The 16,126-nt window shown below is 62.5% G+C and carries 13 protein-coding genes; 7 read left to right on the plus strand and 6 right to left on the minus strand.

What is annotated here, in order from left to right:
* Nucleotides 1–175 precede the first annotated feature (175 nt).
* Both ASE60_RS06150 and ASE60_RS06155 read left to right on the plus strand, forming a co-directional pair.
* Nucleotides 176–1,549, plus strand: a complete 1,374-nt coding sequence (locus tag ASE60_RS06150) for a 3-deoxy-7-phosphoheptulonate synthase class II (RefSeq protein ID WP_057248967.1) — start codon at nucleotides 176–178, stop codon at nucleotides 1,547–1,549.
* 187 nt (nucleotides 1,550–1,736) lie between these two features.
* Nucleotides 1,737–2,135: a GFA family protein gene (locus ASE60_RS06155; RefSeq protein ID WP_057248864.1), complete on the plus strand. Its 399-nt coding sequence runs from the start codon at nucleotides 1,737–1,739 to the stop codon at nucleotides 2,133–2,135.
* Nucleotides 2,136–2,139: 4 nt separating this feature from the next.
* Here ASE60_RS06155 and ASE60_RS06160 read toward each other — a convergent pair whose 3' ends face one another.
* The 5 genes from ASE60_RS06160 to ASE60_RS06180 all read right to left on the minus strand — a co-directional run bounded on the left by ASE60_RS06160 (nucleotide 2,140) and on the right by ASE60_RS06180 (nucleotide 8,216).
* Entirely contained in the window at nucleotides 2,140–3,057 is a 918-nt protein-coding gene (locus ASE60_RS06160) for a hypothetical protein (protein WP_057248865.1), read from the minus strand.
* A 195-nt stretch (nucleotides 3,058–3,252) separates the two neighbouring features.
* Entirely contained in the window at nucleotides 3,253–4,992 is a 1,740-nt protein-coding gene (locus tag ASE60_RS06165) for a pilus assembly protein TadG-related protein (protein WP_057248866.1), read from the minus strand.
* A 1-nt stretch (nucleotide 4,993) separates the two neighbouring features.
* On the minus strand, nucleotides 4,994–5,416 hold the full coding sequence (locus ASE60_RS06170) for a TadE/TadG family type IV pilus assembly protein (RefSeq protein WP_057248867.1): 423 nt from the start codon (nucleotides 5,414–5,416) through the stop codon (nucleotides 4,994–4,996).
* A gap of 182 nt (nucleotides 5,417–5,598) precedes the next feature.
* A complete protein-coding gene (locus ASE60_RS06175) occupies nucleotides 5,599–6,147 on the minus strand; it encodes a DUF1003 domain-containing protein (protein ID WP_057248868.1) in 549 nt (182 codons plus the stop codon).
* 137 nt (nucleotides 6,148–6,284) lie between these two features.
* Nucleotides 6,285–8,216, minus strand: a complete 1,932-nt coding sequence (locus tag ASE60_RS06180) for an LTA synthase family protein (RefSeq protein WP_082615755.1) — start codon at nucleotides 8,214–8,216, stop codon at nucleotides 6,285–6,287.
* Nucleotides 8,217–8,485: 269 nt separating this feature from the next.
* Here ASE60_RS06180 and ASE60_RS06185 point away from each other — a divergent pair, with 269 nt between their 5' ends.
* The 5 genes from ASE60_RS06185 to ASE60_RS06205 all read left to right on the plus strand — a co-directional run bounded on the left by ASE60_RS06185 (nucleotide 8,486) and on the right by ASE60_RS06205 (nucleotide 15,047).
* Nucleotides 8,486–10,168: an NAD+ synthase gene (locus ASE60_RS06185; RefSeq protein WP_057248870.1), complete on the plus strand. Its 1,683-nt coding sequence runs from the start codon at nucleotides 8,486–8,488 to the stop codon at nucleotides 10,166–10,168.
* The gene (locus ASE60_RS06190) at nucleotides 10,165–10,500 is read left to right on the plus strand and encodes a hypothetical protein (RefSeq protein WP_057248871.1); all 336 of its coding nucleotides are present in this window, start codon (nucleotides 10,165–10,167) and stop codon (nucleotides 10,498–10,500) included. The genes ASE60_RS06185 and ASE60_RS06190 overlap by 4 nt, the downstream gene beginning before the upstream one ends.
* A gap of 27 nt (nucleotides 10,501–10,527) precedes the next feature.
* On the plus strand, nucleotides 10,528–11,355 hold the full coding sequence (locus tag ASE60_RS06195; RefSeq protein WP_057248872.1) for a TolB family protein: 828 nt from the start codon (nucleotides 10,528–10,530) through the stop codon (nucleotides 11,353–11,355).
* Nucleotides 11,356–11,520: 165 nt separating this feature from the next.
* Nucleotides 11,521–13,254, plus strand: a complete 1,734-nt coding sequence (locus tag ASE60_RS06200; RefSeq protein WP_057248873.1) for an ankyrin repeat domain-containing protein — start codon at nucleotides 11,521–11,523, stop codon at nucleotides 13,252–13,254.
* A 245-nt stretch (nucleotides 13,255–13,499) separates the two neighbouring features.
* Nucleotides 13,500–15,047 (plus strand): GGDEF domain-containing protein, encoded by a 1,548-nt coding sequence (locus tag ASE60_RS06205; protein ID WP_057248874.1) that lies wholly within the window; start codon nucleotides 13,500–13,502, stop codon nucleotides 15,045–15,047.
* Here ASE60_RS06205 and ASE60_RS06210 read toward each other — a convergent pair.
* Nucleotides 15,022–16,041, minus strand: coding sequence for a LacI family DNA-binding transcriptional regulator (locus ASE60_RS06210; protein ID WP_057248875.1), 1,020 nt, complete (start codon nucleotides 16,039–16,041; stop codon nucleotides 15,022–15,024). The two genes, ASE60_RS06205 and ASE60_RS06210, sit on opposite strands and share 26 nt — an antisense overlap.
* Nucleotides 16,042–16,126 lie beyond the last annotated feature (85 nt).

A 16,126-nucleotide genomic window follows, 5' to 3' on the forward strand; every position in this document is an offset into this window, starting at 1 on the left:
CGTCTATAAGCCCGCATCCGCGAAGTCACCGGCTTCGGGCGAGCTTGGCGCAATAATCTTGCGTTGGGGCAGGGCACGCGGACATGAGTGAAATTTCCGAATACCGGGCGGCCACCTTCGGCCGTCAGGGCGCGACCCGCGCGGATAGATCCGCGGCAGACAACAGGTGATCGAAATGGCACAAACTTGGACTCCAAACAGCTGGCGGCAGAAACCCATCCAGCAGGTGCCGGACTATCCGGACCTGGCAGCGCTTGAGGCGACCGAAGCGAGCCTCGCGAAGTATCCGCCGCTGGTGTTTGCAGGCGAAGCGCGCCGTCTGAAGAGTGCACTTGCCAATGTTGCCGAAGGCCGCGGCTTCCTGCTGCAGGGCGGCGATTGCGCTGAAAGTTTCGCCGAGCATGGCGCCGACACGATCCGCGACTTCTTCCGCGCCTTCCTGCAGATGGCCGTCGTCTTGACCTTCGGCGCACAGCAGCCGGTGGTGAAAGTCGGCCGCATCGCCGGCCAATTCGCCAAGCCCCGCTCGTCCAACATCGAGAAGCAGGGCGACGTGACGCTGCCGTCCTACCGCGGCGACATCATCAACGGCATCGAGTTCACCGAGGAAGCGCGTATCCCGAACCCGGAACGCCAGATCATGGCCTACCGTCAGTCGGCTGCAACGCTGAACCTTCTGCGCGCCTTCGCCATGGGCGGCTATGCCAACCTCGACAACGTGCACCAGTGGATGCTCGGCTTCGTCAAGGATAGCCCGCAGGCAGAGCGCTACCGCAAGCTCGCCGACCGCATCTCCGAGACCATGGACTTCATGAAGGCGATCGGCATCACCTCGGAAAACCATCCGAGCCTGCGCGAGACCGATTTCTTCACGAGCCACGAGGCGCTGCTGCTCGGTTACGAGCAGGCGCTGACGCGTGTCGACTCGACCTCGGGCGACTGGTACGCCACCTCCGGCCACATGATCTGGATCGGCGACCGTACCCGCCAGCCCGACCATGCGCACATCGAATACTGCCGCGGTATCAAGAACCCGCTCGGTCTCAAGTGCGGCCCGTCGCTGACGGCCGATGGTCTCCTGGAGCTGATCGATCTTCTGAACCCGGCCAACGAAGCCGGCCGCCTGACGCTGATCTGCCGCTTCGGCCATGACAAGGTGGCGGAGCATCTGCCGCGCCTCATCCGTGCGGTCGAGCGCGAAGGCAAGAAGGTCGTCTGGTCCTGCGATCCGATGCACGGCAACACGATCACGCTCAACAACTACAAGACCCGCCCGTTCGAGCGGATCCTGTCGGAAGTCGAGAGCTTCTTCCAGATTCACCGGGCAGAGGGCACGCATCCGGGCGGCATCCATATCGAGATGACCGGCAACGACGTGACGGAATGCACCGGCGGTGCGCGCGCGCTTTCCGGCGACGATCTTGCCGACCGCTACCACACCCATTGCGATCCGCGCCTCAATGCGGACCAGGCGCTGGAACTCGCGTTCCTGCTGGCCGAGCGCATGAAGGGCGGCCGCGACGAGAAGAAGATGGTCGTCAACGGCTGATCTAATCCCCTGGCATCGTTCAGGCTTTCTGAACGTCGCTTGGGAGTTTTGAATTTGACAATGCCGGGCCCGCTCTGGAAGCTGGTCCGGCATTTTCGTGTCTGGAGCAGGAAGCGGCGCGCGCAATCGTGCCGCCTTATCCACCGCATGACAGGGTGATGCATCACGATTTCGCTTTGGGGGAACAATGCCGGACGTTCACAAGGGAAGCTGTCTTTGCGGGGCAGTGCGCTTTGCCGCACAGGGCGAGCTGCGCGAGCTGATCTACTGCCATTGCAGCCAATGCCGGAAGCAGACCGGGCTCTACTACGCCGCGACGAATGTCCGGAACGACGGCCTTGAGGTCGAGGGAATGGAGCATGTCACTTGGTATCGGGCAAGCGACAGCGCCAGCCGTGGCTTTTGCCGGATCTGCGGCTCGGCCCTGTTCTGGAAGGGCGACGGGCAGGATTACATCTCGATCATGGCTGGGGCCTTCGAGAAGCCGACCGTGCTGAAGGGTGGCTATCACATCTTCTGCGAAGACCAGGGCGACTTCTACGAAATCACCGACGACTTGCCGAAATATGCGGCCGGACGCAGCTGAGCGATCACTCCGGCGTGCTTGTTGCCTGCCGAACCGCCTGCTCATAGCCATTGGCAAGGCCGGCCATCTTGACCGATTGCCACTGACAATATTCGTCGAGCAGGCGTTCGCCTAGCCAGAACAGCCCGCGCTGGCCTTCGCCGGCGCGGCCGATGAGGCCCGCATCCTGGGCGCGGGTGAAAATGCGCCTGATATGCGTGTTGGAGATCATGTAGTGCGTGGCGAGTTCCGAGAGGCTCGCTTCGAGCCAGACTTTGCCGTCGACGGGATCGAGGCTTTGCGGCCGCGACATGAGATCGTCGAGCAGCAGGCCGCCGCATTCGGTCCAGACGAAGGCGGCCACAGCTTCCGGCGGCTCGTTCCACCGCCGGTCGGCGAGCAGCAGGCGGGTGGCGATCGGTTGGGCGCGCTCAAAGATCGTCCGATCGGCTTCGACGCGCTGAAGGCGGCCCTTGCCGTCGAAACGGTCGAGCGTGCCCATCTGGCTCATGAACCAGCGCAACATCGCCCCTTCGCTGATTTCGGTCGGCTCCAGGGGCCGCACTTTCTTTCTGGCACGACCGCCATTGGTATCGCGCAGCAGCTTGTAGGTCAGCAGTTCGGCAATGAAGGCGGCAGCGGTATTGCGGCTGGCGCCGCCCATCTCATGCATGAACTTTAGCAGGCGCGCGGTGGTGATACCCGTCTCCGGATTCGCTGGATCGCGCTCGAGGTGAAGTGTGTAGACGGCTTGGCTCAGCGTCCATTTCTGATGGGAGGCGACGAGGCGGGCAACTCGAGGGAAGACATCAAACACCGACATCAGATCGCGGGCGCTCGCCTGAAGGATCGCCCGGAAGTTCGGATGATTGCGAAAATCTTCTGCGGTGAAGGCAAGCGCACCAACTGGCGCAACGCCCTCATGCTCTGCCACGACACGCATTTGCTGCGCACACCCCCCGAAGCTTGCGCGGCGTGCCGGATGCTTGAATTTCAAGATGCCCGGTCGCCAGCCGCCACTCAGCCTAACCCCTTTTAGTAGGAGTAGCTTGCCCATAACGTGCGAACAACCGATTTTGTTCAAACGGGGCACCTGACGTTCAGCCGTCAGGCGCCCCGTTCGATTGCTGGATCTCGATCATTGCACCAGCACAGGCGGCTGGCACTTGACGCCGGTGACGCGTACATCGGCCTCGCCGACCCGGACGCCGACGAGCAGGAGCAGGTTGTAGAGGAGATCATCGACCGGCTTGGTGACGGAACCCAAGGTCTGGGCCAGGGCTTGCTGGACGATCGTCGGGCTGCCGAGCGTGAGGAACAGAACCTGGATGTTGACGTCGAGGTTGTTGAGCAGCGTTTGGGTCGTGGAGGTGAGAATATCCTTCGTGGAGACGCTCTTGATCGATCGAGCCGCAATCTCGGATGGGCTGAAGCTCAGGCGCGAGACCTTGAGGTTCTGTGCTTCGACATGAGCGAGCGCATCGATCTTGACGACGAGGGCATCGACGAGGCGGGCCCTTTGCACGCGGGCATCCGACGAGAAGTTCGAGAGCACTGTCGGGTCGACGTCGCCGATCGCGATCTCGGCAATGCCCGGCACCGCGTCGACGCTGACCGCCGCGTTTTCCGGAGTACCGCCGTAGCAGCGGATGTCGGCAAGTTTCGCCTCGGCATAGGCAAGTTCGACGTAGATCGGCAGTCTGATGCGGATGCCGGCAAGGGCCGCAAGGCCATCGACGTTGACTTCGACGGCGAGGCGGGTCTGGGCGGTGCGCACGGCCGCCCCCGGGGTTCCGAGGCGGTGGCTGGGCGTCTGGACCGGCGGCTCGCCGATCGCGAGCTTGACCTTGGCAGAAGCGATGCCGGGAAGCCCGGTCACGGCGTTGAGCGCGATCTGGTGTTCGCCATTGGCAATTGCGGCGGCCGCGGAGACGATCTGCAGCGCGCTGATCTTCATCGCCCAATCGGAACCGGCATCGATCTGCAGGCTCTTTTTCGGATCGAGGTTGAGGATCTGGGCCAGTGTGACGGTCTTCTTGTTGTTTGCGGTCGAAAGCTCGATGCTCTTCAGCGCGGCTGTCACTGTGCCTGAAAGACCCTGGACGAGCCGCATCGAGGAGAGCAACTGCGGCATGGTCAGATTGGCCTTCAGCACGTCCTCATAGGAGGCGGCGGTCAGGTTCAGCTTTGTCGCGACGATCTTCAGGAACGGCTGGACGTCGATGTCGGCGTCGATGAGCGCCTGATAATCCATGACCTTGAGGGAGATGGTCGTGCCGAGCATTTGCCCGAGGATCGAATTCAACAATCCGTCGTTCAGGCTGGCGAGACGCGAGCCGACAGAGAAGGCGGCAATCTTGGAGCTGGCGGCCGTGCCGATGACGCTTAAATCCGGCGGCGCGCTGAACATGGAGGCTAGGAAGATCTGGCCTTTCTTTTCCAGCAGAACCTGAACGGCATCGGTCGGCGTTGCGTCCTTGACGAAGCGCTGTCCGGCCTCGACGGAAGGGTCGGGGATATAGCGACCGCGCGCCAGCGTGGCCACGCCATCCACCTTGCCCGTGCTGACATCGCTCAGCGGCAGCACCTTGCCATCGACCGTCATCAGCCCGGTCGGCGTGGCCACGGCGTAGTTGAGGCCATTGTTGGAGAAATGGTTGAGCACGGCCTTCTCGGCCGACGAGATGTTGGCGGCCGCTGCGATCGCGGCAAGGTCGACCGCCGACTGCATCTCACGTTTCTGCACGGTGAGATAGCCGTAGTCGATGCCGAGCCCCATTGAGGCGATGACCAGTGGCATGACCAGTGCGGCAGAGATGCCGATATTGGCGTCTTGTGATCGGAGCAGCGTGCGCAGTCGCGTTGAATTCCACGCCATGTCAGACCCCTCCCACGCGTATGGTTGCGAAGCGCTCGATCTGGCTGCTCGGCATCGCGAACGTGAAAAGGTTAAAAATCGGGAGGTCGGCGGCGTCGTATTTGATCCGAACGGTGAACTGGTTGGCGTTGCTGGCGTCGTCTTTGACGGTCACGGTCATACGCGAGGATTTTATGAAGGCCTGATCCATCGTGGTGCGGCGGATGTAGTCGGTCGCGAGGCGTTCACGCTCGCCTTGGGATAGTCCAGCGATGGCTGTGCGCGCGGCATCGGCGGCGATCTGCTGTATGGAATGCGCTGTGCTGAGATAGACGCCGTAGGCGATCAAGGTTAGCACGCAAAGGAGGAAGAGCGGCGCTATGATTGCGAATTCGATTGCAGCGGCGCCGTCTCGGCCGCCGAAAAGGCGCTTGAAGTTGGACATTGCAGCATCTCCGCGTACCCACGTTGCTGTATTTTCGAATGTCCCTGCACCCATAAGATGGTCTTCAAATATTAATTTTTTCATACTCCGATAAGTTGCCGATGGCAGCGAAGCGGGGGGGTGGGCGCCCGCGCTACGCCGCGGCACCGCGGGATCTGATCCTGCGTGTCGTGGGTGTTCGGTCAGTCCTGCCCGGGTGCTGGACGGTAGTGCTCGAGCTGGCGGTTGAGCGTTGCGAGGTCGGCACGCAGTTCCGAAATCTCACGCAGCAACACGTCGTCGACCTTGTGATGCAGGGCGATCAGTTCGACTTCCGACTTGAGATTGACCTCGTAGTCCTTGGACGCTGCGAAGCGGTCGCGTTCGGCCTGACGGTTCTGCGACATCATGATGATTGGGGCCTGCAGTGCGGCAAGCATGGAAAGCACGAGGTTGAGAAAGATGTAGGGGTAGGGGTCGAACGCTCCGGTCACCAACAGCACCGAGTTCACGATGACCCAGCAGACGAGAAAACTGCAGAAGGTGACGATGAAGCTCCAGGAGCCGCCAACGCGGGCAATGTTGTCGGCGAGCCTGTCGCCTAAGGTTTGCTCGGCAGCGAAGGCCGCATTGGTATCGGTGGTCAGCGTGCGCCGCTCGCGGGCGTAGGCGAGGATGCGGCGCTCGATCTCGCCGAGTTCGCTGAGCGGCTTGCCGAAGAACTGGTGCGAGATGTTGTTGAAATGCGGCATGGCGATCTCCGGGGTTGACCGGAGAAAATCTAGAGCATTTCCAGCAAATGTGCGTGGCGGTTTTGCGTCGCGGAAAAATCTGGCCGACCGAGAGCATGAAGAGCCGGACCGGGTGTGGCCGGTCCGGCGCTCGTGGTTCAGTGGGTCTCGGCCGCGCTTGCGAAGAGGTCGGCGTGGGACTTGAAGAACCGGTCGGTGGAGAAGCGGTCTCCAAACATCATGTCGTGCTGCAGGAAGCGATAGTCACGCAAGAGAGCCGGCACCTTCGGCTGGCGCGACCACTCGGCGACTTCCTTGCCGTTCCTGCGGATCAGCATGTAGCGGTCGACGACCCGGTATTGGTCATGAACCTTGCCGAGGAACCCGGTGTAATAGGGGTGCTCGTAGCCGGACTGCTTGAGGATCTGGTAGGAGAGGAAGGCCGGGCTGATCGTGCCGACGTTCTTTCTCGGGCCTGTTTTGTTCGACCAGACGACGAGCGGCGTTTCGTGCTGCGCCTTCATCTGGTCCTTCGAGCCCTTGCGCTCCGCCGTGACGCCCTTCATGAAGCCGGTGCTGGTATAGACCGTGTTGAGCGGCGGCAGGTGGTCGCCGAACAGCACGATGATCGTTTCGCGATCGCGCTTCTTTGCCCAGTCCATCAGCTTCTTCAGGCTCTCGTCGGCTTCCTTGATGCCTTGAGCATAGGTTTCCAGCACCTGCCGGTCGCTTTCGGGCAGGTTGCCTTCGACCTTGATGGTGTTCTTGGCATAGCGGTTTGCCTCATAGGGGCCATGGCCCTGCAGTGTCACCGCAAAGAAGAAGAACGGATCGTCCATGGCGTCGGCCTGGCGGATGATCTCATGCGTCAGCGACTCGTCCGAGGCAAAGATGCCGCGCTTCTGCATCGGCGGCATGTTCTCTTCCGACTTGAAGGTGTCGAAACCGAAGGCCTTGTAGACGGCGGTACGGTTCCAGAACCAGCTCTGGAAGGGATGGATGGCGCGCGAGACATAGCCTTCGCCACGGAAGAAGGTAGCGAGCGACGGGATCGGGTTGCGGATGTACTGCTGGTACGGAATGCTGCCATAGGGCAGGAAGGCGTTGGAGAAGCCGGTCAGCGCCTCGAACTCGACATTGGCGGTCATGCCGCCGAATTCCGGCGAGAAGACGTTGCCCGACTGCATCTCGCGGATCGTCGGCATCGGATCGGGCGAGAGCTTGACGTTGGGCAGGCGGGTCGGATCCCAGAAGGATTCGCTCATCAGCACGATGACGTCGGGCTTGCCGCGGTGCGAGGTGCCAGCCGGAAGCGGCTTCACCGGAATGCGATCGATGGCGTCGGCCATGTAGCCAGCGGGCGCGCTGACATTGGCCATCGGCAGGTTGATGGCGAAGGCAAGCGCAAAGCCGTTGTGCTTATAGTTCTCGGTCTGGTCCCACATGATGGGGATGACCTTCAGGCGATCACGGATCCAGGAGAACTGGTTGTAATCCATGATGTGCCAGAAGGCGAAGAGCAGCGGCAGCGCAAAGGCCGCACGAGCGATGCGCTCGCGGCGCGTCAGCTTGGGGAAATTGCGCCAGGCGTAGCGCAGCAAGAGGCCGATGGCGGCAACGGCGGCGATGAGGCCGACGACGATGCCGACGGCGGTCCAGGGGCGGTCCTTCACCAGCACCGGCATCAATTCCATGATCTGGCGGCCGAACAGGAAATCGGTCGGATAAAGCGGATCGGACAGGAAGACCTGCTTCTGCTGGCAGACGACGGCGGGTATGATGGCGAGGGGCGCAATCACCACGGCCGACTTATGTTCGCGACCGAAAATGCCGTCGACGGCCAGCAGCATCAGGAAGAATGCACCGACAGTCGTCAGCGCCGGGCGCGTCGGGTCGAGCATATAGGCGAGCGTATCGGCCATCGACTGGCGCACGATCAGCTCGACGGCGAAGACGAGAGCGGCTGCGACGAAAAGGGAGAACAATGCGCTGCGGGTGGCCGCAAGCGTCTTGGCGTGCCGTGCGGTGAAGCCGGGTCTATCGACATAGACGCGCGAACCTCTCGCGACAGCGGAATCGATACTAGCCAACATGTTCTCCAGTTTCATAAATGTGTCGTGTAACTGTCATACGCCCGTCATTTTGAACAGGGGATGAATGGTTTCTTAACGGGGTTTGGGAACAGCTTTTCGTCGCGTGAGGGCGCTGCAACGGCCCTTCATAAGAACCGGGAAAGACAGAATTTTTCGGTTTTTTTTCGCGGAGCGGCGATTGCCTGTGGGTATTTTCCTGCGGATTGCGCTAAAGAACATTGCGAAAGTCAGACGCAATCGCTCAGAACAGACCGACAGGCCCGCTCATGACCGCTCACAAGATCGCCCCCTCGCTCCTGCGCATCGCAATCGCCCAGCTCAATCCGACGGTGGGCGACATCGCCGGAAACCTGGCCAAGGCGCGTGAGGCGCGTGCCGATGCGGCGCGCCAGGGCGCCGATCTCCTGCTTTTGACGGAGCTGTTCATTTCCGGCTATCCGCCCGAAGATCTCGTGCTGAAGCCGGCATTCCTGAAGGCCTGCCTCCAGGCGGTCGAGAAGCTCGCGAGCGACACGGCGGACGGCGGCCCGGGCGTCATCATCGGCTTCCCGCGCCAGGCCAAGACCGGCCGGCACAATTCGGTGGCCGTGCTTGACGATGGCAAGGTGATCGCGTTCCGCGACAAGGTCGATCTGCCGAACTATGGCGAGTTCGACGAGAAGCGCGTCTTCGACCAGGGCGAGATGCCGGGCCCGGTGAATTTCCGCGGCGTGCGCATCGGCATTCCGATCTGCGAGGACATCTGGGGCGATCTCGGCGTTTGCGAGACACTCGCGGAAAGTGGCGCGGAAATCCTGCTGTCGCCGAACGGTTCGCCCTATTTTCGTGGCAAGGTGGATGTGCGCCACCAGGTGGTCCTCAAGCAGGTGCTCGAGACCGGCCTGCCGATGATCTATGCCAACCAGCTCGGCGGCCAGGACGAACTGGTGTTCGACGGCGCAAGCTTCGCCTTCAACACCGACAAGTCTCTCGCCTTCCAGATGAGCCAGTTCGAAGAGGCGATTTCGATCGTCGAATGGAAGAAGGGCGAAAGCGGCTGGCATTGCGAAAGCGGGCTGCAGTCGCGCCTGCCGGAGCGCGAGGAGGCGGACTACCGCGCCTGCATGCTCGGCTTCCGTGACTATGTGAACAAAAACGGCTTCAAGAACGTCGTACTCGGCCTTTCCGGCGGTATCGATTCCGCGATCTGCGCGGCGCTGGCGGTCGATGCGCTCGGCGAGGAGCGGGTGCGCACAGTCATGCTGCCCTATCGCTACACCTCGCAGGAATCGCTGAAGGACGCCAAGGAATGTGCCGCAGCGCTCGGCTGCCGCTACGATATCGTGCCGATCTCCGAGCCGGTCGAAGGGTTCTTAAGCGCGCTCTCCGACATGTTCGAGGGGACCGAATCCGGCATCACCGAGGAGAACCTGCAGAGCCGTACCCGCGGCACCATCCTGATGGCGATCTCCAACAAGTTCGGCTCGATGGTGGTGACGACGGGCAACAAGTCGGAAATGTCGGTCGGCTATGCCACGCTCTATGGCGACATGAACGGCGGCTTCAATCCGATCAAGGATCTCTACAAGATGGAGGTCTATGCCATCTCGCGCTGGCGCAACACCACGGTTCCGCCGGGCGCGCTTGGACCCTCCGGCGTCGTCATTCCCCCAAATATTATCGACAAGGCGCCCTCGGCTGAATTGCGTCCCAACCAGACGGACCAGGATTCTTTGCCGCCCTATCCGGTGCTCGACGACATTCTCGAATGCCTGGTGGAAAAGGAGATGGGGACCGACGAGATCGTCGCCCGCGGCCATGACGAGGCGACGGTTCACCGGGTCGAACACCTGCTCTACATTGCCGAATACAAGCGGCGGCAATCGGCGCCGGGCGTCAAGATCACCAAGAAGAATTTTGGCCGCGACCGGCGGTACCCGATCACCAACCGCTTCCGCGATCGAGGGTGAGCGCGTTCGGCCAAGGGCGGGACGGCAAGGAAAGCTGTCCGGAGTTCACGGACGAGGAAATCCGGCTGATCCGGCTGTGGTCGCTGAGCGACGTTTCTGCTGGCCGGCAGCTCTCGGCGCAGATCGCCTATTTCGCGACGCCGGCGGTCTTCGGCATCTATGGTCTTGCAAGCGGCAGTATCGCCATCGTCGGCGTGGCCTTCGTCTGCATCCTTCTGCTGTTGGCCTGGGGCGTCGTCTCGACCTGGCGAGATCAACGCAATTCCAATTTGATGCAGTCGATCTGCGCCAAGGTCGCGGCGACGCTGCCGAGAGGCGAAGAACGCAAATAGCTGCCTTGGTCGCGGCGGGAGAACGGGATGCGCAGTTCCATCGAGACCTATGACATCGTTACCGGTGAAACGCGCGTCGTCTGGCAGACCGATCGGCTGGTCGAGGCGCCGAACTGGTCGCGGGACGGCACGCATCTGGTCATCAACGGCGATGGCCGTCTTTATCGCCTCGGTTTCGACGGTTCGGAGCCGGTGGAGATCGATACCGGCTTTGCCGCGCTCTGCAACAACGACCACGGCATTTCGCCCGATGGCGCCACCATCGCGATCAGCGACAAGACCGAGTTCGGCAAGTCGGCGATCTACCTGCTGCCGGCTAGAGGCGGCACGCCGCGGCTCGTCACCCGCAACCTGCCGTCCTATTGGCACGGCTGGTCGCCGGATGGGCGAAGAGTGACCTATTGCGGCATCCGCGACCAGGTCTTCGACATCTATACGATTTCGGTTGATGGCGGCGAGGAGCAGCGGCTGACCCACGGGGAAGGGCGCAACGACGGACCCGACTGGTCGGCGGATGGCGAATGGATCTATTTCAACTCCAGCCGCACCGGACGCATGCAGATCTGGCGCATCCGCCCCGATGGCAGTGACGTCACGCGCATCACCGACAGCCCCTATGGCGACTGGTTTCCGCATCCGTCGCCGGATGGGAAGCATCTGCTGGTGCTCTCCTATGACGGTGATGTTTTCGATCATCCGAGGGATCTCGATGTCCGCCTGCGGCTGATGGATATGGACGGCGGCAACCCGCGCATCCTGTTCGAACTTTTCGGCGGGCAGGGAACCATCAACGTTCCCAACTGGTCGCCGTCAGGCGATCGCTTCGCCTTCGTTCGGTATCAGCCTGAAAGCTGAGCGCGCTGGACAAGTATAAGGGCAGCGTGCTAGCGATGACCTCGTTCGCAGGGCGCATCCGATCCGCGGGAAGGGCAAGGCCCACCTGTCTCACTGAACTTGGTTGCCACACCTCTTTTCAGTCTGTGGGCGCGGATACCGGACGTGAATGAAAGGAGGTCTTTCATGATCGCGCGCGATCTTCCCGCGAACCTTACCCTCGAAACGATCCGCAAGCAGGCCAAGGCTTTTCTGAAAGCCGTGAAGGCCGATGATGCCAGTGCAAGGCAGCGGGCGTTTCCCTATTTTGCCGATCCCGCTGCAATGGGGCTCCAGGATGCGCAACTGGTGCTCGCCCGCGAGTTCGGCTTTTCGAGCTGGACACGGCTGAAGCGGCATCTTGAGAAATCCGGGAGCAATGCACCTGCAACCGAGCAGCTTGCAAACCGCTTTCTGTCTCTGGCGACCGTCTCCTACTTCGGCGACATAGCCGCTGATCCCGAGCGGTTCACCCAGGCGCTTGCACTGCTGGAAGAACATCCCGAAATCGCCGGCGACAGCATCCACGTTGCAGCCGCGCTCGGCGACGTAGAGGCAATTGACCGCTGGCTCGATCGCGATCCGAAACTCGTAGGCAAACGCGGCGGGCCGTATGACTGGGAGCCGTTGCTCTACGCTGCCTATGCCCGGGTTCCCGGCCATTCCTCTCTGCCCGCCGGCCGACGCCTGATCGAACGGGGTGCCAGTCCCGATGCGCATTGGCTTGACGACGGTCAGTACCGCTTCACGGCGCTGACGGGCGTCTTCGGCGAAGGCGAGGCCGGCCCCGAGCGGCAGCCGCAACATCCGGATTGCGTCGCTTTCGCGCGGCTGCTGCTCGATGCCGGTGCCAGGGCGAATGACAGCCAGGCGCTCTACAACCGGATGTTCGAGCCGGACAACACGTGCCTCAAGCTTTTGCTCGACTATGGCCTTGGCGCCAACGATCGGAACAATTGGCTGGTTCGCAACGATGGCGGTTTCGTTGAAAACGGCGAACGCGTTTTCGACTACCAGCTCGCCTGGGCGCTCGAAAAACGCATGGGCGAGCGCGTGCGCCTGCTGGTCGAGCATGGTGCCGACGTCAATCGTCCCATCAAGGGCCGGACGCCCTATCAATGGGCAGAGCTCGGCGGTGATGCGGCGCTGGCTGCGTTTCTCGTTTCGCGCGGGGCAACGGAGGCACCGCTGGACGATGTTGACCGGCTGGCCCGGGCTATCTCAGAAATGAAGGCCGATGCGGCGAGGGCGCTCGTTAATGCGGATCCGACGCTGATCACACGCGCGCAGACCGCGCATCCGGCGCTTCTGCACGAGGCGGCGGGTGACGACAGGCGCGCCGAAGCCACGCTCATGTTGTCGCTCGGCTTCGACGTCAACCGCATGACATCGCGCACGCCGCTGCACGTGGCGGCACTGCACGGCAATGTTGATATGGCGAAGCTGTTGCTCGATCACGGTGCCAATTCAACGGCCCGTGATCCCTACCACCATGCGCCGCCGATCGGCTGGGCCGAGTACAACGGCAAGGCCGAGATGGTGCGCTTCCTGAAGGAGCAGCCGCTGGATATCTTCGCGGCCGCGGCCTTCGGCATGGTCGAATGGGTTGCCGAAATCCTCGATCGGGAGCCAGAGTTGCTCGAAACGCCGTTCGGAAGGTTCCGGGGGCGCGGCCGTCCGGAACCGCAACAGGATTGGATGACGCCACTGGCGTTCGCCGTGGTCAACGGGCAGCCGGCCGCTGTGCGGCTGCTTCTCGATCGAGGCGCAAACGCCGGCATAGGTGACGGTGTCGCGGGCCCCTCGATACGAGATCTGGCGCGTGACAAGGGCAATGAGGAGGTCATCGCATTGCTGCGCCCGGCAGCCGTTCCGAAATAGAACGCTCCGTCCAAATGGGGAGCGCTGACATTGGTTTGCGCTCCCTGTAATCCGCCTGCGACTGCTGATTGCTGGCGGATTCAGCCGGTTGAAATCGTTAAGTATTTCAACACCAGCTTATTTAAGCCAAACTTTGATTTTGATCGCTACGGTGCTGCCCAAGTTGGCCGCCGTGGCTGCGTATCGCGCTTGGAGAGGCGCGAGAATGCGCGCGACAGCCGGCCGGACGAGGGGGCGATCGCATCATGGACAAGACTTTGCGGCTGGCGAAGCGGAGCAGAACGGTTTGGGCGATCCATGCCGCCTGCACGCTGGTCGCGGTTCTGATCATCGCGAGCCTCATTTTCGTTCTGGATCGGTCCGTCGCCGAGGCGGGTCGCTTCGGCCTTTCGGCGGAGCGCCGGCTGGTGGCAACCGAACTGCGCCACCAGATGGATGCCGTCGTTCAGTTTCAGGCGCAGCTTTCCTTCTGGGACAAGACCTACGAAGAACTGGCCAAGGGGCACGTCAGCGACGCATTCGTTGCGGACGAGCTGTCGGGCTGGCTGTGGGAAGACTACGGCTTCTCCTGGCTGATCATGACGGACGTGGATCACAGCACGTCGACTGTGTTGAAGGACGGTGTTGCGGTGCCGAGCGAGACGGCCCGTGTCCCGCTCGAAGAGGTCGATGACCTGCTCGACGAGGCCAAACGCCGTTACGATAATGTGCTCAGAAACAACCACGGCTCCTACGTGCTGGATGTCGTGACGCCCGACCCGCAATCGCTGATGCCGTCCGTACCCGGGATCCACGCCATGGACTTGCGTGAGATCGACGGGCGCATGAGCGTCGCGGTGGTGCAGGCGGTCATCCCGGAAACGCTGGTCGTTCCAGCGGGGCGCCGGGCACCGGTGCTCATGGTTTCGGTGCGACCGGTGACGGCCAAGATGACGCGAGAGATCGCGGCGCGTTTGGGCGTCCGGGGGCTTGCTTTCGTGCCATTGACCGAGCGGCCGGAGGGCAGCGTTTACACATCGGTCGGCCGCTGTTCCGACGCCTCCTGTCTGGTGGCGGCTTGGATGCCGCAATCTCCTGGCGGGTTCGTGCGCGCCGAGTTGCTACCGAGCGTCATCGTGATGGCAATCGTCGCAGCGCTGCTGATGGCGTTCGTTGCCTTCCGCTTCTCGACGCTCTTTGCCGCCTTGCAGCAGAGCGAGGCGCTCAACCGGCATCTCGCCAAGCACGATCGGCTGACGGGGCTGCTCAATCGCAGCGGTTTCGACGACATGCTGGCAGCGGCGCTGTTGAAGGCAAAGACGCACCCGTTCACGCTCGTCTATGCCGACCTCGACGCGTTCAAGGCGGTCAACGACCGCTATGGTCATGCGGCAGGCGACGCTGTTCTGGTCGCCATGGCCGAGCGTTTCCGGAACCGCGCCGGACCCAACGGTACTGTGGCACGGCTCGGCGGCGACGAGTTCGCAATCATCCTCGGCGATTGCAGCGAGGCCGAAGCCCGTGGGCTTGCGGCCGGTCTTGTCGCCGATGCGCAGACACCGGTTGGGTTCAACGGCCAGCTGCTGGTCGTCGGCGGCAGCGCCGGCATCGCCTTCGCGCCGCGCCATGGTTTGACCGCGCGTGCCTTGCTGCTGGCGGCAGATGAGGCGCTCTATCTTGCCAAGCGACGTGGCCGCAACCGCGTCGAGACCGCTGACGATACGGTGCTGCCGGGTGAAACCACCGGCGAGCAGCCAACCGCCGGACCAAGCGGCCTGGGCGATTTTTCTACTCCGGTACGTTATAGGGCGTGATGACCACCACGGCAGAAAGCTGAGGGCCGACTGCGGCGGACGGCACGCGGCCGTAAAGCATGATGGTGCGGAAGGCCGTGCGTGCGTCGGTCTTCAAATCATGATGCAGGACGAAATGAACGCGCCGCGCGCGCAACAGCGCCAGATTGTCCTCGTCGAGATCATGGGCGATGTAGAGCGCGCAGTTGCGGTTGAGGCGATCGAAGGCCGCGAGCACAGAGCGGTTGCCGCCACCGATCGAATAGGCGGCGTTGATATCAGGGTTGGCGGCGAGTGCTGCGTCCGCCAGCGCGCCGGTTTCGCTATCGCGACCATGCCCCTCGCTGATCTCGACGATCCGGATTGTCGGATAGTGCTGACGCAGCACCCGGCGAAAGCCGATTTCGCGCTCTTCCTCACCGCGGAAGCGGCCACTGGATAGCGTCACGAGGACCGTGGCCGCGGCACCTGCAAAGCGTTCGCCAATCAGATAGGCAGCCGTTTCTCCGGCCGCCCGGTTGTCGGCGCCCGCATAGGCGGTGCGCTGGGAGTTGGGAAGGTCGGTCACCAGCGTCACGACGGGAATACCGCCTGTCTCGAAGCGTGCGACGGCGCCGACGATCTCGGGCACATCCGGTGCCTTCAATACGAGCCCGTCGGTTCCGCGCAGGCGTATGCGGTCGAGCAGTTGCACGATGTCCTGCGGGCGCATGGTCTCGGCGAAGTGAAAACGGCAGCGAAAGATCGTCGGCGCCAGTGTCATGGCTTCGCTTTCAAAGGCCCGTCGTACCGCATCGGTAAAGCGCTCCGGCGCCTCCATGACGATGTCGATCGCGAACTTGCGGCCCTGTATATCGAGCCCCGCCTGCTGCTTCTCCAGCTCCTCGATGGCCGCGCGAACCCTGGCGATGGTCTGGCGGCGGACACCCGGGCGCTCGTTGAGCACGCGATCGACCGTCGCGGTGCTGAGACCGGCCTGAAAGGCGATGTCCTTGACCAGATAGGGATGGGCCACCGCCGCTGCTCTCCTGATGGATTTTTGATGGATTCCTGCTCTATATCATGTTTTGCCGCCGCCTATAGTCGTGCCCATCAAGATG

It is taken from the genome of Ensifer sp. Root278 (assembly GCF_001429285.1).
In the GTDB taxonomy this organism is placed as follows: Bacteria; Pseudomonadota; Alphaproteobacteria; order Rhizobiales; family Rhizobiaceae; genus Ensifer.

What these genes read in the sequence shown, in the direction of transcription:
- ASE60_RS06160 (WP_057248865.1), bottom strand. Translation starts at nt 3,057, where the DNA reads ATGCGTGTCGTGGCAGAGCATGAGGGCGTTGCGCCAGTTGGTGCGCTT.
- ASE60_RS06175 (WP_057248868.1), bottom strand. Translation starts at nt 6,147, where the DNA reads ATGCCGCATTTCAACAACATCTCGCACCAGTTCTTCGGCAAGCCGCTC.
- ASE60_RS06170 (WP_057248867.1), bottom strand. Translation starts at nt 5,416, where the DNA reads ATGTCCAACTTCAAGCGCCTTTTCGGCGGCCGAGACGGCGCCGCTGCA.
- ASE60_RS06185 (WP_057248870.1), top strand. Translation starts at nt 8,486, where the DNA reads ATGACCGCTCACAAGATCGCCCCCTCGCTCCTGCGCATCGCAATCGCC.
- ASE60_RS06155 (WP_057248864.1), top strand. Translation starts at nt 1,737, where the DNA reads ATGCCGGACGTTCACAAGGGAAGCTGTCTTTGCGGGGCAGTGCGCTTT.
- ASE60_RS06195 (WP_057248872.1), top strand. Translation starts at nt 10,528, where the DNA reads ATGCGCAGTTCCATCGAGACCTATGACATCGTTACCGGTGAAACGCGC.
- ASE60_RS06165 (WP_057248866.1), bottom strand. Translation starts at nt 4,992, where the DNA reads ATGGCGTGGAATTCAACGCGACTGCGCACGCTGCTCCGATCACAAGAC.
- ASE60_RS06205 (WP_057248874.1), top strand. Translation starts at nt 13,500, where the DNA reads ATGGACAAGACTTTGCGGCTGGCGAAGCGGAGCAGAACGGTTTGGGCG.
- ASE60_RS06150 (WP_057248967.1), top strand. Translation starts at nt 176, where the DNA reads ATGGCACAAACTTGGACTCCAAACAGCTGGCGGCAGAAACCCATCCAG.
- ASE60_RS06200 (WP_057248873.1), top strand. Translation starts at nt 11,521, where the DNA reads ATGATCGCGCGCGATCTTCCCGCGAACCTTACCCTCGAAACGATCCGC.